Origin of the sequence: Sphingomonas sp. BK580 (assembly GCF_014194975.1) — a bacterium.
Classification (GTDB): domain Bacteria; phylum Pseudomonadota; class Alphaproteobacteria; order Sphingomonadales; family Sphingomonadaceae; genus Sphingomonas.
Genome location: NZ_JACIAY010000002.1, coordinates 154,635 through 169,656 on the forward strand (window position 1 = coordinate 154,635; position 15,022 = coordinate 169,656).

Below are 15,022 nucleotides of genomic sequence, written 5' to 3' on the forward strand. Positions count from 1 at the left end.
GCGGGCGTGACCGGCTGGGAGAAGGTCGGCGCGCTCACCGCACTGTACGTGATCGGCGCGCTCTGGGCCAACTGGCTGATGGTGCGGCGCGTGCGCGGCGCGGTGGCGGCGCGCGCCGCCTGGACCGCGGCGGACTTCGACGCCGTTTTTCCTGAGCTCGACCCGCGCGTCGCGCCGGCGGTGCGGGACGCGTTGGCGCCTTATTACGGCGCGGGCGTGGTGCCGCGGCCGGAGGATACGCTGCGCCGCTTCCTCAAGCTCGACCGGAGCGAGGTGGAGGACGTGGCGCTCGACGCGGCGGCGCGGCTGGGGTTGTGCCGCGAGGTGGAGCGCGAGGCGCTGCTGGTGACGGATCTGCCCGACGTGGCGGCGTTGGTGCGGTATCTGGCGGAAAGGATGAGCTGATAGATCCCCCCCGCGAGCGGGGAGGATCTGAGTCTCACGCGCCGCGGCGTCACGAGCCGCAACCCGTAACGCTTTCACGCATTCCGCTCCCCACGCCGCGCGAATGTTGAGAAAGTTGAGCCGCTGGCGCAGCACCACTCAACGTCCGCGGCGGGCCGGCGAACGCGTCCGCTATATCGACGGTGAGAAAGAGCGACGGGATCGTCGCACATCCTCGCCGACGTAGGACAGACGAGGCTTGCCAACCTAGCCGCGACGGCCTATCGTTTAACGCGTTAAACGGAGGTGCGCTTGCTCGGGGTCAGGCTCGATACGGAACTGGAGGAGCGGCTCGCCGCGGTCGCGCGCACCCAGGGTCGCAGCAAGAGCGACATCGCGCGCGAGGCCGTGCGGCGCTATGTCGAGTTGCACGACGAGGCGTTCCGGCGCGAGGCACGCCGCCAGTCGCTGCGCGCGTCGCGGCGCGACACGCAGCAGGATTATGCCTTCTGGGAGACGATCGAGGCGGAGGATTCGGCATGGCGGTGACGCTGGCCGAGCCCTTCGCCGATACGGGCGACACCGCGCCCGTGATCACCCACGGCGCGATCGTCGAGCTCGCCGCGCCGGATGACGCCGCGGGCGGCCCGCGCGTGTGCGTCGTGGTCCAGGCCGATCTTTTCAACGAAACGCACGCCACCGTCACGCTCTGCCCGCTCACCGCGGTGGTGGGGGGCGAGTCGCTGTTCCGCGTCGCCGTCTCGCCGCAGGAGCATACCGGGCTGACGGTCGAGTGCGAGGTGCAGGTCGATCGCATCACCTCGGTACGGCGTCATCGCATCGTCAAGGTGATCGGCCACGCGTCGGCGACCCGCATGGAGCAGGTCGATCAGGCGCTGCGCCGCTGGTTAGCGCTTTAAGTTCAACTGGATAGGGACGGAATATGACCCCGATCGTGAAGTCCATCCTCGACAAGTACGAGGCCACCAGCCCGGCGATCAAAGCCAACCTCGCGCGCATCCTGATGCACGGCAAGCTGGGCGGGACGGGCAAGCTGATCATCCTGCCGGTCGACCAAGGCTTCGAGCACGGCCCGGCGCGCAGCTTCGCGGTCAATCCGCCCGCCTACGATCCGCACTATCATTACCAGCTTGCGGTCGACGCCGGCCTGTCCGCCTATGCCGCGCCGCTCGGCTCGCTCGAGGCCGGGGCGGACACGTTCGCGGGGCGGATCCCGACCATCCTCAAGCTCAACAGCTCGAACAGCTGGGCGACCCGCAACGCGCAGGCGCAGACCGGCAGCGTTGAGGACGCGCTGCGGCTCGGCTGCGCCGCGATCGGCTTCACCATCTATCCCGGCTCGGAGGACATCTTCGAGTCGATGGAGCAGATCCGCGGGCTACGCGAGGAAGCCGCCGCGGCGGGCCTCGCGACCGTGATCTGGAGCTACCCGCGCGGCGGCAAGCTGAGCAAGGAGGGCGAGCTGGCGCTCGACGTCGGCGCTTATGCGGCGCACATGGCGGCGCTGCTCGGCGCGCACATCATCAAGGTCAAGCTGCCGACCGCGCACATCGAGCAGCCCGAGGCGCAGAAGGCCTATGAGGGCACCGACTGGTCGAACCAGGCCGATCGCGTCCGCCACGTCGTCCAGTCGAGCTTCGCGGGGCGGCGCATCGTGGTGTTCTCGGGCGGCGCGGCCAAGGGGATCGACGCGGTCTACCAGGACGCGCGCGACATCCTCGCGGGCGGCGGCAACGGCTCGATCATCGGGCGCAACACCTTCCAGCGCGAGCGCGGCGAGGCGCTGGCGATGCTGGAGAAGCTGGTCGCGATCTACCGCGGCGAGGGGTGAGGGAAGGCGATCTTCTCGTCGCGGGGGGGCTCCGTGTCGGCGGTGCCCTGGAGGGAGGGCCGCGGGGCGCTCGCCGAGCATCGCGCGACGGGGCCCCGGTCATCGCCGGGGCACGGTTGGCGAGGGGCTGACACCAGAACCGCCCGCCGCTTCCCCCCGCGCGCCCGACCCGCTAGGCGCAGCCACATGACAGACGACCCGCTCGGCCCGCTCGACTCCGATTTCGCCGTCAACTTCCAGCGCGACGATCGCCGGCCGCCGTGCCAGCTCTACCTGATCTCGCCGCTCGACGTGACCGGCGCCTTCCCCGACCGGCTCGCGCGCGCGCTCGACGCCGGCCCGGTCGCGGCGTTCCAGTTCCGCGTCAAGGACGTGGATCAGCACCAGGCGGCGCGGCTCGCGGAGCCGCTCCAGCGCCTCTGCGCCGCGCGCGACGTCGCCTTCATCGTCAACGACAGCGTCAGCCTCGCCAAGCGGCTCGGCGCCGACGGCGTCCACCTCGGGCAGGAGGACGATGACCCGCGCGAGGCCCGCGCGATCCTCGGCCCCTCGGTCCAGATCGGCGTGACCTGTCACGACAGCCGGCATCTCGCGATGGAGGCGGGCGAGGCGGGCGCGGACTATGTCGCGTTCGGCAGCTTCTATCCCACCACCACCAAAGAAGTGAAGCATCGCCCCGAGCCGGTGATCCTGTCGTGGTGGTCGGCGGTGTTTGAGCTGCCCGCGGTCGCGATCGGCGGCATCACGCCCGCCAATGCCGCCCCGCTGATCGCTGCGGGCGCCGATTTCCTCGCGGTGTCGGGTGCGGTGTGGGGCGGCGACGAGGCGGCGGCGGTGCGCGCCTTCGCCGCAGTGCTGGAGCCGGGAAGCCGCTGAGTCGTTACGCCTCTCACACGTTCCGTGAGAGGTGGTGTCGATGCGTTCCAAGTTCCTTCTGATCGCCGCGGCCGCGGCACTCGCTCCCGTCGCGTCCGCCGCGCAGGCGCCCGCCGCCGCGCCGCCGCTCGACCGGAATATCCTCCACGTCCAGGTGATCCTCGACCATCTCGGCTTCGCCCCGGGGATCCTCGACGGGCGCGGCGGCCAGTCGCTAGAGCTCGCGCTGCGCGGCTTTCAGGAGAGCCGTGGCCTGCCCAGGACGGGCAAGCCCGACGCGGCGACGATGCGCGCGCTCTACCCCTATCGTGCGGCGCGGCCGACCGTCACGATCAGGCTGACCCCCGATATGGTGCGCGGTCCGTTCCTCGGCGCGATCCCGCACGACTATAATAAGCAGGCCGAGCTGCCGACGCTCGGTTACCGCTCGCCGATGGAGAAGCTGGCCGAGATGTTCCATACCACCCCCGCGGTGCTGATGGCGCTCAACTCGCCCGCGACCCGCATCGCGCAGGGGGCGACGGTGACCTTCCCCAACGCGCTGCCGACCTCGCGCAATTACCCCGGCGACATCAAGCCGGAGTGGCGCCAGACGCTGACCATGCTCAACGTCGACGCCGCCTCACCCCAGGGCGACAGCATCGTCGTCGACAAGTCGGAGGGCTCGCTGCGCGTGCTCGACAAAGCGGGGAAGCTGATCGCGCAATTTCCGGTGACCACCGGCAGCCAGCACGACCCGCTGCCGCTCGGCACGTGGAAGATCCAGGGGAAGGATTATAACCCCAAGTTCCACTACAATCCCGCTTTGTTCTGGGACGCGAAGAAGGACGACCAGAAGGCGATGCTGCCGGCCGGGCCGAACGGGCCTGTCGGCGTGGTGTGGATCGATCTCTCCAAGCCGCATTACGGCATCCACGGTACGCCCGAGCCGTCGACGATCGGACGCAGCGAGAGCCACGGCTGCATCCGGATGGCGAACTGGGACGTGGCGCGGCTGACGCTGATGATCGGCAACGGCGCCAAGGCGGTGTTCCAGGCGTGAGGCGCGCGTGACGAAGCTCGGCTGGGGCATCCTGGCGCTGATCGTCGTCGCGGTGGCGGGCTTCGTGTCACTGCTCGAGCCGCATCGTCCCGGGCGGGGCGATGGCGGCGCGCCGACGGCCTCCGCCACGCCGGCCATGGCGCCGACGCCGGTGGCGGCGGTGCCCGGCAAGCTGCTCGTCCCGGTCGCGGGCGTGGCGCGCGCGGCGCTGCGCTCGTCCTGGGGCGACGCGCGCGGCGGTGGAACGCGCGGGCACCAGGGGCTCGACATCATGGCGCCCGCCGGCACGCCGGTTCTCGCCGCGGCGGACGGGCACGTCGATAAGCTGTTCCAGAGCGGACTCGGCGGCACGACGGTCTACCAGCGCTCCGCGGACGGCGCGTGGGAGTTCTACTACGCGCACCTCTCCGGCTACGCCCCCGGCCTCACCGAGGGGCAGGCAGTGCGCGCCGGTCAGGTGATCGCCTATGTGGGCGACACCGGCGACGCCGCGGCGGGCAATTACCACCTCCATTTCGGCCTCAGCCGGATGCCCGCGGGCGCGCGCTGGTGGCAGGGCGAGCCGCTCGATCCCTTTCCTTACCTTGCCGTAAGCCCCGCCAACCGCTAGAGCCGCGCCTTCCGGCGCCCCGCTGACCAGCGGCGGTGCCCCAGTTCTGTTGACATAGGCACAGCCCCATGAAGATCAGCGGCGTGGACATCCGTCCCGGCAATATCATCGAGTACGAAGGCGGCATCTGGCGCGCGGTCAAGATCCAGCACACGCAGCCCGGCAAGGGCGGGGCGTACATGCAGGTCGAGCTCAAGAACCTGCGCGACGGCCGCAAGAACAACGTCCGCTTCCGCTCGGCCGAGACGGTGGAGCGCGTCCGCCTCGACACCAAGGACTTCCAGTTCCTGTTCGCCGAGGGCGATGGCCTGGTGTTCATGGACAAGGACACCTACGACCAGGTGACGCTGCCGCGCGACCTGCTCGGCGACGCCGCCGCCTTCCTGCAGGACGGGATGGACGTGGTGATGGAGCTATACGACGAGGAGCCGATCAGCGTGCAGCTGCCCGACACGATCGAGGCGACGATCGTCGAGGCGGACGCGGTGGTGAAGGGGCAGACCGCCTCGTCGAGCTACAAGCCCGCGATCCTCGACAATGGCGTGCGCGTGATGGTGCCGCCGCACATCAGCAGCGGCACGCGCATCGTCGTCGACGTCTACGAGCAGACCTACGTCCGCCGCGCCGACTGATGAGAGACGTTCCCGCTCTCGATGAGGGCGGGCGGGGTGAGGGGCGGCCCCAGCTAGTACCGCCCCATGTTCCTCCGGCCCGGCATCCTCTCCGGGGCAGGGGGAGGAGAATGATCGCATGCCTTCCCATTCCGGCCTGTTCACGGTCATCGAGCGCGCCGCGCGCAAGGCCGCGCCGCGGCTGCGCCGCGACTTCAACGAGGTTCAGCACCTCCAGGTGAGCCGCAAGGGCCCCGCCGACTTCGTGAGCCAGGCCGACCAGCGCGCCGAGCGGACGCTGTACGACGAGCTCTCCAAGGCGCGGCCCGACTGGGGCTTCGTGATGGAGGAGGGCGGCACGATCGAGGGTGACCCGAGCAAGCCGCGCTTCATCATCGATCCGCTCGACGGTACCAGCAACTTCCTCCACGGCGTGCCGCATTTCTGCATCTCGATCGCGGTCGAGGAGCCGCTCCCCAACGGCAAGCGCGAGATCACCACGGCGCTGGTCTATCAGCCGCTCACCGACGAGAGCTTCTGGGCCGAGAAGGGGCGCGGCGCCTGGCTGCAGGACCAGCGGCTGCGCGTGTCGTCGCGGCGCGACCCGTCCGAGGCCCTGGTGGCGACCGGCATCCCCTTCATGGGGCACGGCGACTTCGTGCAATGGACCCGGATCTTCGGCGCGGTGGCGCCGCAGGTCGCGGGAATCCGCCGGCTCGGCGCCGCCGCGCTCGACCTCGCCTGGGTCGCCGCGGGACGGTTCGACGCCTATTGGGAGAGCGACCTCAAGCTGTGGGACGTCGCCGCGGGCATGCTGCTGGTGAAGGAGGCGGGCGGCTTCGTCACCGACTTCCGCGGCGGCGACAAGCCGATCGAGCGGAACGAGTTCCTCGCCGCCAACGACGGACTGCATTCCAAGCTGCACAAGATGGTGGCGCAGGCGCTGCGCTGAGCGTTTCCTGACGGGGTGAGCCCCGGGCGGCCGCGGCATGCACCGGCGCGCCGCCAGTTCACCTGCGATTCATTCTCACCGCCCGCGGCCTTGCCCCTCATGGGGCAGGGGTCTAGAGCGTCCGCATTCCATTCGCACCTGCGAGAGAGGCGAGAGAGACATAGTGGTCGATCTGTCGCAATATCTGCCGATCCTCCTGTTCCTGGGAGTGGCGCTCCTGCTGTCGAGCGCGTTCGTGTTCCTGCCGATGGCGGTCGCCAAGCTGACCGGCACCGCCAAGCCGACGCCCGAGAAGCTGTCCGAGTACGAGTGCGGCTTCCCCGCGTTCGAAGACAGCCGCTCGCAGTTCGACGTCCGTTTTTATCTCGTTGCCATCCTGTTCATCATCTTCGATCTGGAGGCGGCGTTCCTATATCCTTGGGCAGTAAGCGTTTTCTCGCTCGGATGGACCGCATGGATCTCGATGATGATCTTCATCGCCGAACTCGCGCTCGGCCTGGTGTACGCATGGAAGAAGGAAGCGCTGGAGTGGGAGTAGAGGCGCACTCCGGGCCGATCGGGCTCGTCAATAATCCCGAGCCCGCCGGCGGCATCGTCGCGCCCGACCAGGGCTTCTTCGACGGTCTCAACGGCGAGCTCAACGACAAGGGCTTCCTGGTCACCTCGACCGAGGAGCTGTTCCAATGGGCGCGCACCGGGTCGCTCTGGTGGATGACCTTCGGGCTGGCGTGCTGCGCCGTGGAGATGATCCACGTCAACATGCCGCGCTACGACATGGAGCGCTTTGGCGCCGCGCCGCGCGCGTCCCCGCGCCAGTCGGATGTGATGATCGTCGCGGGCACGCTGTGCAACAAGATGGCGCCGGCGCTGCGCAAGGTCTACGACCAGATGTCGGAGCCCAAGTACGTCATCTCGATGGGCTCGTGCGCCAACGGTGGCGGCTATTATCACTATAGCTACAGCGTCGTGCGCGGCTGCGACCGTGTCGTGCCGGTGGACATCTACGTGCCCGGCTGCCCGCCGACCGCGGAGGCGCTGCTGTACGGCGTGATGCAGCTGCAGCGGAAGATCCGTCGCGCCGGGAGCATCGAACGGTGAGGGCGCCCGCTCCCGCTTACGCGGCCAATCTGAACGAGGCGACGATCGAGTCCGCGCGCGGTGCGATCGGCGCCGGCCTGCTCGACGCGATCGAGATCGCTGGCGAGGTGCAGCTGCACGTCACGCGCGAGGCGCTGGTGCCCGCGCTGACCGCGCTGCGCGACACGCCGGGGCTCGAGTATCAGCAGCTGATGGAGATCGCGGGCGTCGACTATCCGGATCGCGCGGAGCGGTTCGAGGTGGTCTATTGCCTGCTGTCGCTGACCCGCAACCACCGGCTGCACGTCCATGTCGGCGCGACCGAGGACACGCCGGTGCCGTCGGTGACCGAGCTGTGGCCGGTCGCTGGCTGGCTCGAGCGCGAGGTGTACGACATGTTCGGCGTGCTGTTCGCGGGCAACCGCGACCTGCGCCGCATCCTCACCGACTACGGGTTCCGCGGTCATCCGTTCCGCAAGGACTTCCCGCTGACCGGCTTCGTCGAGATGCGCTACTCCGAGGAGCAGAAGCGCGTCGTGTACGAGCCGGTGAAGCTCGCGCAGGACTTCCGCAACTTCGATTTCATGAGCCCGTGGGAGGGCGCCGAGTACGTGCTGCCCGGCGACGAGAAGGCGAAGCTGCCCGAGTCCAAGGGCGCCCCGACTCCCGTGACCGCGACCGAGATCCAGAAGGCCGGTGCGACCGAGACGCCGAAGCAGGCGGCGCCCGCCTCGAGCGAGCCGTACGCCAAGAAGGACGCGACCAGCACCGCCGAGACCGGCGCGGGTCGCAGCGAATCCGCCGGCGCGCCCAAGCCGGCCGATCCCGACGTCGTGCCGACGAAGGGCGGAGGGCAGAACCAATGACCGACATGCTCGTCGAGAAGGACCAGGCGGTCGACCGCGAGGTGGATCCCGCGCTGGAGAAGATCGTCCACGCCACCGACGCCTCGCACCCGAGCGAGGGTGACGTCGCGATCCAGAACTACACGATCAACTTCGGCCCGCAGCATCCCGCCGCGCACGGCGTGCTGCGCCTGGTCATGGAGCTGGACGGCGAGATCATCGAGCGGATCGACCCGCACGTCGGACTGCTCCACCGCGGCACCGAGAAGCTGATCGAGTACAAGACCTACGCGCAGGCGATCCCGTACTTCGACCGGCTCGACTATTGCTCGCCCGCGTGCATGGAGCACACCTTCGTGCTCGCGATCGAGAAGCTGCTGGATCTCGAGGTGCCGCTCCGCGCGCAGTATCTGCGCGTCTTCTTCGCCGAGCTGACGCGCATCTCCAACCACATGCTCAACCTGGGCTCGCACGTCATGGACGTCGGCGCGATGACGCCGAACCTGTGGCTGTTCGAGATACGCGAGGATTGCTACGGTTTCCTCGAGCGCGCCACCGGCGCGCGGATGCACCACAACTACTTTCGGCCCGGCGGCGTCCACCAGGACGTGCCGCTCAAGCTGCTGACCGACATCGCCGACTGGCTCGACACGCGGCTGCCGCGGCTGTTCGAGGACGCGATCAGCCTGGTCGCGGACAACCGCATCTTCAAGCAGCGCAACGTCGACATCGCGACGGTGAGCCGCGAGGACGCGATCCGCTGGGGCTTCTCGGGGCCGATGATCCGCGCCGCGGGCATCCCCTGGGATCTGCGCAAGTCGCAGCCCTATGACGTCTACGACCGCATGGACTTCGACGTGCCGGTGGGCACGCGCGGCGACTGCTACGACCGTTTCATGGTGCGCGTCGAGGAGGTCCGCCAGTCGGCGCGGATCATGAAGCAGTGCCTGGCGGAGATGCCGGAGGGGCCGATCGCCTCGACCGATCGCAAGGTGGTGCCGCCCAAGCGCGCCGAGATGAAGCGCTCGATGGAGGCGCTGATCCATCACTTCAAGCTGTACACCGAGGGCTATCACGTCCCCGCGGGCGAAGTGTATGTCGCGACCGAGAGCCCCAAGGGCGAGTTCGGCGTGTATCTGGTGAGCGACGGCTCGAACAAGCCGTATCGCTGCAAGATCCGCCCGACCGCTTTCTCGCACCTCCAGGCGATGGATTTCATGAGCCGCGGCCACATGCTCGCGGACACCACCGCGATCCTGGGCGCGATGGATATCGTGTTCGGCGAGTGCGATCGGTGACGGAGAACGTCGAGAACCTGATCCTGGAGCGGCTCCGCCGGATCGATCAGGGCGTGGGCGATCTGCGCGGCGACATGCAGGACATCAAGATCAGAATGACCGCTGTGGAAGAGCATCTAACCAGCGTGCAGACCAGCATCGTCGGGTTAAATTCTCGAATGGATCGCTTCGACGAACGACTTTCGCGGGTCGAGCGTCGTCTGGACATCAAGGACGCGATTTAATGGCCGACGCACCTACCATTCCCGACGAGGCCGAGACCCGCGCGCGCTGGGGCGCGTTCCAGTGGAACGACGACAGCCGCGCCAAGCGCGACGCGATCCTCGCGCGCTATCCCAAGGGCCGTGAGCAGTCGGCCTCGATCCCGCTGCTCGATCTCGCGCAGCGCCAGGTCGGCGCCGATACGCAGACGCAGGGCTGGCTGCCCGTGCCGGTGATCGAGTTCGTCGCGCGCGAGATCGGCGTGCCGTACATGCGCGTGTACGAGGTCGCGACCTTCTACACGATGTTCAACCTCGCTCCCGTCGGTCGCTTCCACGTCCAGGTGTGCGGCACCACGCCGTGCATGCTGCGCGGCTCGGACGACGTGCTCGCGGCGTGCAAGAACAAGGGTCTGATCAAGGGCAAGACCACGCCCGACGGCCTGTTCACGCTCACCGAGGTGGAGTGTATGGGCAATTGCGCCTCGGCGCCGATGGTCCAGATCAACGACGACAATTACGAGGACCTCGATTACGATCGCACCGTCGCGATCATCGAGGCGCTCGCCAATGGCCAGATGCCCAGGCCCGGCACGCAGGAGCCCGGCCGCCACACCGTCGAGCCCAAGGGCGGCCCGACCTCGCTCACCGCGATGGTGACCGAGAACCACGATTATCGTGGGGAGTGGGCGTGATGGCTGAGATCGACATCGCCAGCCACACCTTGGAGCTGCTCAAGCGATTGAACGGCAAGATGGACTCGTTCGGCCTGGAACTGGGTGACCTGAAGATGCGCATGGCGTCGGTGGAGGATCATCTCTCGGGCCTCACCGTGTCCAACGCCGGGATCACGCATCGGCTGGACCGGATCGAGGGCAGGCTCGACCGGATCGAGCGCCGGATCGACCTGCGGGATGGGAACGCGTGATGCTCGCCGACAAGGACCGCATCTTCACCAACGTCTACGGCTACCAGTCATGGCGGCTCGACGCCGCGATGGCGCGCGGTGACTGGGATAATACCAAGGCGCTGCTCGAGCTGGGGCAGGACAAGATCATCGACGTCGTCAAGGCGTCGGGGCTGCGCGGGCGCGGCGGGGCAGGGTTCCCGACCGGTACCAAATGGTCGTTCATGCCCAAGGAGCCCAAGCCCGACCGGCCGAACTTCCTGGTGATCAACGCCGACGAGTCCGAGCCGGGCTCGTGCAAGGACCGGGAGATCATCCGCCACGATCCGCACAAGCTGATCGAGGGCGCGCTCGTCGCGGGCTTCGCGATGCGCGCGCGCGCGGCGTACATCTACATTCGCGGCGAGTACATCCGCGAGGCCGAAGTGCTCTTCGCGGCGGTCGCCGAGGCCTATGACAAGGGGCTGGTCGGCAAGAACGCCTGCGGCTCGGGCTACGACTTCGACGTCTTCGTCCACCGCGGCGCGGGCGCCTACATCTGCGGCGAAGAGACCGCGATGCTGGAGAGCCTCGAGGGCAAGAAGGGCCAGCCGCGGCTCAAGCCGCCGTTCCCGGCGGGCGCGGGCCTGTACGGCTGCCCGACGACCGTGAACAACGTCGAGTCGATCGCGGTCGCGCCGACGATCCTGCGCCGCGGCGCCGAGTGGTTCTCCAGCTTCGGCGCGGAGAACAACCGAGGCACCAAGCTTTTCCAGATCTCGGGGCACGTGAACACGCCCTGCGTGGTCGAGGAGGCGATGAGCATCCCGTTCCGCGAGCTGATCGAGAAGCATTGCGGCGGCATCCGCGGCGGCTGGGACAACCTGCTCGCGGTGATCCCTGGCGGCTCGTCGGTGCCGCTGGTGCCCGCCAAGGATATCATGGACGCGCCGATGGACTTCGACGGCCTCAAGGCGGTCGGCTCGGGGCTCGGCACCGCCGCGGTGATCGTGATGGACAAGTCGACCGACGTCGTCCGCGCGATCAGCCGGCTGTCCTACTTCTACAAGCATGAGAGCTGCGGCCAGTGCACGCCGTGCCGCGAGGGCACCGGCTGGATGTGGCGCGTGATGGAGCGGCTGCGCACCGGTGACGCCGATATCTCCGAGATCGACATGCTCCAGCAGGTCACCAAGCAGGTCGAGGGCCACTCGATCTGCGCGCTCGGCGACGCCGCGGCCTGGCCGATCCAGGGGCTGATCCGCCACTTCCGCCCCGAGCTGGAACGCCGCATCAACGACCGCAACGGAAACGGGGGCGACCTGGCCCCGATGCAGGAAGCTGCCGAGTAATGCCAAAGGTCAAAGTCGACGGAGTCGAGATCGAGGTGCCGCAGGGCGCCACCGTGCTGCAGGCGTGCGAGCTCGCCGGCAAGGAGATCCCGCGCTTCTGCTACCACGAGCGGCTGTCGATCGCGGGCAACTGCCGGATGTGCCTCGTCGAGGTGAAGCCGGGACCGCCCAAGCCGCAGGCCTCGTGCGCGCTGCCGGCCGCGGAGAACCAGGAGATCTTCACCACCACACCGATGGTGAAGCATGCCCGCGAGGGCATCATGGAATTCCTGCTGATCAACCACCCGCTCGACTGCCCGATCTGCGATCAGGGCGGCGAGTGCGACCTGCAGGACCAGTCGGTCGCCTACGGCCGCGGCCACTCGCGCTACGCCGAGAACAAGCGCGCGGTGACCGAGAAGTACATGGGCCCGATCGTCAAGACGATCATGACCCGCTGTATCCAGTGCACGCGCTGCGTCCGCTTCGCCGAGGAGGTCGCCGGGGTCGAGGAGATCGGCGCGATCTATCGCGGCGAGAACATGCAGATCACCTCCTACCTCGAGGAGGCGGTGTCGAGCGAGCTGTCGGGCAACGTGGTCGACCTGTGCCCGGTCGGCGCGCTGACCAGCAAGCCGTACGCGTTCGAGGCGCGCCCGTGGGAGCTGCGCAAGACGCTGACGATCGACGTGATGGACGCGGTCGGCACCAACATCCGGCTCGACAGCCGCGGCCGCCAGGTGCTGCGCTGCGTGCCCCGCGTCAACGACGAGGTCAACGAGGAGTGGGCGACCGACAAGACGCGCCACGCCGTCGACGGGCTGGTGCGCAAGCGGCTCGACCGCCCCTATGTCCGGCGTGACGGCAAGCTCCACCCGGTGACCTGGGACGAGGCGTTCGCGGCGATCGCATCGGTCGACCATGGCGGTTCGGTCGCCGCCGTCGCGGGTGATCTGGTCGACTGCGAGACGATGTTCGCGGCCAAGGCGCTGCTCAAGGAGCTCGGCTCGTCGCTGCTCGAGGGGCGGCAGACCGGCATGGATTATGACGCGTCCAGCCTCGCCGCGGTGAACTTCAACACCACGATCGCGGGAGCCGAGGAGGCGGACGCGATCCTGCTGGTGGGCACCAACCTGCGCTGGGAAGCGCCGCTGGTGAACACGCGCATCCGCAAGGCGATCAAGAAGGGCGCCAAGGTCTTCGCGATCGGCCCCGAGACCGAGCTGACCTACAAGGTCGAGTGGCTCGGCGCCGATCTGGCGGTGCTCGGCAGCCTGCCGGAGCGCGTCACCGAGGCGTTCGGCAAGGCGGCCAAGCCGATGGTGATCGTCGGCGGCGCCGCGCTCAAGGGCGCACACGGCGCGGCGCTCGGTCTGGTCGAGACGCTGGGTCTCGTGAAGGATGGGTGGAACGGCTTCAACGTCGTCCACATGGCCGCGAGCCGGATGGGCGGGCTGATGCTCGGCTACGCGCAGAAAGCTGGTATCTCGGCGCTGTACGACGCCAAGCTCAGCTTCTTCCTCGGCGCGGACGAGTGCGATCACGCGAGCTTCACCGGCTTCAAGGTCTATGTCGGCCACCACGGCGATCGCGGCGCGCACCACGCCGACGTGATCCTGCCGGCGGCGAGCTATGCCGAGAAGTCGGGCACCTACGTCAACCTCGAGGGGCGCGTGCAGCGCGGCGAGCGCGCGGTGTTCCCCCCGGGCGACGCGCGCGAGGACTGGACGATCTTCCGCGCGCTCAGCGAGAAGCTCGGTCGCACGCTGGCGTTCGACACGATCGACGAGCTGCGCGCGGCGATGGCGCTCGACTGCCCCGAGCTGGCGACGCTGGGGCTCAAGACCTTCGCGTGGAACCCGCCGGCGCTCGGCGGCAGCGCCGAGGGCGTGCTCGACGGCTATCCGATCAAGGACTTCTACCTCACCAACGCGATCTGCCGCGCGTCGCCGACGATGCAGCGCTGCTCGGCCGAACTGGTCCACGGTGAGAGTTTCGCGGAGGCGGCGGAGTGACCAGCTTCTTCAACACGACGGTCGGCCTGCCCTATGGCTGGGCGTGGTTCCTGGCGACGATCGTGGGCATCCTCGCCATCGCGCTGCCGTTGATGCTGTCGGTGGCGATGATCATCTACGCCGACCGCAAGATCTGGGCGGCGATGGCGCTGCGCCGCGGCCCCAACGTGGTCGGCCCGTTCGGGCTGCTCCAGTCCTTCGCGGACGGGCTCAAGGTGTTCCTACAGGAGACGATCGTCCCCTCGGCGGCGAACCGCGGGCTGTTCCTGCTCGCGCCGATCATCACCTTCACCGTGGCGCTGATCGTCTGGGCGGTGGTGCCGTTCCAGCCGAGCGTGGTGCTCGCCGACATCAACGTCGGGCTGCTCTACGTGCTCGCGGCCTCGTCGCTGGGCGTGTACGGCATCATCCTCGCGGGCTGGTCGTCCAACTCGAAATATCCGTTCTTCTCGGCGATCCGCGCGGCGGCGCAGATGGTGAGCTACGAGGTCGCGATCGGCTTCGTGCTGATCTCGGTGGTGATGTGGGCGGGCTCGTTCAACCTGACCACGATCGTCGAGGCGCAGAAGGGGCTGTACGGCTTCATCAATGGCTTCGGGTTCAACCCGCTGCTGTTCCCGATGAGCATCGTGTTCCTGATCTCGTCGCTGGCGGAGACGCAGCGCGCGCCGTTCGACCTCACCGAGGCGGAGAGCGAGCTCGTCGCGGGTTACCAGACCGAGTACAGCTCGATGGCGTTCGCGCTCTACTGGCTCGGCGAGTACGCCAACGTGCTGCTGATGTGCACGCTCAACGCGACGCTGTTCTGGGGTGGCTACCTGCCGCCGTTCGACTGGGCGCCGCTGTACGCGGTGCCGGGGATCATCTGGCTGTTCATCAAGATCCTCGCTTTCTTCTTCGTGTTCTCGTGGATCAAGGCGACGGTGCCGCGCTACCGCTACGACCAGCTGATGCGGCTGGGGTGGAAGGTGTTCCTGCCGCTGTCGCTGTTCTGGGTGTTCCTGGTGTCGGGCGTGCTGATGTTCATGCGCGTGGGAGTTTAA

The 15,022-nt window shown here is 68.3% G+C and carries 19 protein-coding genes; all 19 read left to right on the forward strand.

Annotated elements, in window-relative coordinates:
- Window positions 1-6 precede the first annotated feature (6 nt).
- The 19 genes from FHY05_RS03935 (at window position 7) to nuoH (ending at window position 15,022) form a co-directional block, all read left to right on the forward strand.
- Complete coding sequence (locus FHY05_RS03935) at window positions 7-405, forward strand: hypothetical protein (RefSeq protein WP_183943111.1); 399 nt, start codon at window positions 7-9, stop codon at window positions 403-405.
- 285 nt (window positions 406-690) lie between these two features.
- Window positions 691-933, forward strand: a complete 243-nt coding sequence (locus FHY05_RS03940) for a ribbon-helix-helix protein, CopG family (RefSeq protein ID WP_311732365.1) — start codon at window positions 691-693, stop codon at window positions 931-933.
- On the forward strand, window positions 924-1,304 hold the full coding sequence (locus tag FHY05_RS03945) for a type II toxin-antitoxin system PemK/MazF family toxin (RefSeq protein ID WP_183943113.1): 381 nt from the start codon (window positions 924-926) through the stop codon (window positions 1,302-1,304). Before FHY05_RS03940 ends, FHY05_RS03945 begins: the two co-directional genes overlap by 10 nt.
- 23 nt (window positions 1,305-1,327) lie before the next feature.
- Window positions 1,328-2,236, forward strand: a complete 909-nt coding sequence (locus tag FHY05_RS03950; RefSeq protein ID WP_183943114.1) for a class I fructose-bisphosphate aldolase — start codon at window positions 1,328-1,330, stop codon at window positions 2,234-2,236.
- A 186-nt stretch (window positions 2,237-2,422) separates the two neighbouring features.
- Complete coding sequence (gene thiE / locus FHY05_RS03955) at window positions 2,423-3,112, forward strand: thiamine phosphate synthase (RefSeq protein ID WP_183943115.1); 690 nt, start codon at window positions 2,423-2,425, stop codon at window positions 3,110-3,112.
- A gap of 40 nt (window positions 3,113-3,152) precedes the next feature.
- Complete coding sequence (locus FHY05_RS03960; RefSeq protein ID WP_183943116.1) at window positions 3,153-4,154, forward strand: L,D-transpeptidase; 1,002 nt, start codon at window positions 3,153-3,155, stop codon at window positions 4,152-4,154.
- Window positions 4,155-4,161: 7 nt separating this feature from the next.
- Window positions 4,162-4,764, forward strand: a complete 603-nt coding sequence (locus tag FHY05_RS03965; RefSeq protein ID WP_183943117.1) for a M23 family metallopeptidase — start codon at window positions 4,162-4,164, stop codon at window positions 4,762-4,764.
- Window positions 4,765-4,832: 68 nt separating this feature from the next.
- Window positions 4,833-5,396 (forward strand): elongation factor P, encoded by a 564-nt coding sequence (gene efp / locus FHY05_RS03970; protein WP_183943118.1) that lies wholly within the window; start codon window positions 4,833-4,835, stop codon window positions 5,394-5,396.
- 118 nt (window positions 5,397-5,514) lie between these two features.
- Window positions 5,515-6,327, forward strand: a complete 813-nt coding sequence (locus FHY05_RS03975; RefSeq protein WP_183943119.1) for an inositol monophosphatase family protein — start codon at window positions 5,515-5,517, stop codon at window positions 6,325-6,327.
- Between the two features lie 163 nt (window positions 6,328-6,490).
- Window positions 6,491-6,865: an NADH-quinone oxidoreductase subunit A gene (gene ndhC, locus FHY05_RS03980; RefSeq protein ID WP_183943120.1), complete on the forward strand. Its 375-nt coding sequence runs from the start codon at window positions 6,491-6,493 to the stop codon at window positions 6,863-6,865.
- Window positions 6,835-7,425, forward strand: coding sequence for an NADH-quinone oxidoreductase subunit B family protein (locus FHY05_RS03985; RefSeq protein ID WP_221190999.1), 591 nt, complete (start codon window positions 6,835-6,837; stop codon window positions 7,423-7,425). The genes ndhC and FHY05_RS03985 overlap by 31 nt, the downstream gene beginning before the upstream one ends.
- Window positions 7,422-8,270 carry an NADH-quinone oxidoreductase subunit C gene (locus tag FHY05_RS03990; RefSeq protein ID WP_183943121.1) on the forward strand — a complete coding sequence of 283 codons (849 nt, stop codon included), beginning with the start codon at window positions 7,422-7,424 and terminating at the stop codon, window positions 8,268-8,270. The genes FHY05_RS03985 and FHY05_RS03990 overlap by 4 nt, the downstream gene beginning before the upstream one ends.
- Before the next feature lie 41 nt (window positions 8,271-8,311).
- Entirely contained in the window at window positions 8,312-9,547 is a 1,236-nt protein-coding gene (locus FHY05_RS03995) for an NADH-quinone oxidoreductase subunit D (RefSeq protein ID WP_183943531.1), read from the forward strand.
- On the forward strand, window positions 9,544-9,771 hold the full coding sequence (locus FHY05_RS04000) for a hypothetical protein (protein WP_183943122.1): 228 nt from the start codon (window positions 9,544-9,546) through the stop codon (window positions 9,769-9,771). Before FHY05_RS03995 ends, FHY05_RS04000 begins: the two co-directional genes overlap by 4 nt.
- Window positions 9,771-10,442, forward strand: coding sequence for an NAD(P)H-dependent oxidoreductase subunit E (locus FHY05_RS04005; protein WP_183943123.1), 672 nt, complete (start codon window positions 9,771-9,773; stop codon window positions 10,440-10,442). Before FHY05_RS04000 ends, FHY05_RS04005 begins: the two co-directional genes overlap by 1 nt.
- Complete coding sequence (locus FHY05_RS04010) at window positions 10,442-10,675, forward strand: hypothetical protein (protein WP_132910437.1); 234 nt, start codon at window positions 10,442-10,444, stop codon at window positions 10,673-10,675. Before FHY05_RS04005 ends, FHY05_RS04010 begins: the two co-directional genes overlap by 1 nt.
- On the forward strand, window positions 10,675-11,985 hold the full coding sequence (gene nuoF / locus FHY05_RS04015; RefSeq protein WP_183943124.1) for an NADH-quinone oxidoreductase subunit NuoF: 1,311 nt from the start codon (window positions 10,675-10,677) through the stop codon (window positions 11,983-11,985). The genes FHY05_RS04010 and nuoF overlap by 1 nt, the downstream gene beginning before the upstream one ends.
- A complete protein-coding gene (gene nuoG, locus FHY05_RS04020; protein WP_183943125.1) occupies window positions 11,985-13,979 on the forward strand; it encodes an NADH-quinone oxidoreductase subunit NuoG in 1,995 nt (664 codons plus the stop codon). The genes nuoF and nuoG overlap by 1 nt, the downstream gene beginning before the upstream one ends.
- Window positions 13,976-15,022 (forward strand): NADH-quinone oxidoreductase subunit NuoH, encoded by a 1,047-nt coding sequence (gene nuoH / locus FHY05_RS04025; RefSeq protein WP_183943126.1) that lies wholly within the window; start codon window positions 13,976-13,978, stop codon window positions 15,020-15,022. Before nuoG ends, nuoH begins: the two co-directional genes overlap by 4 nt.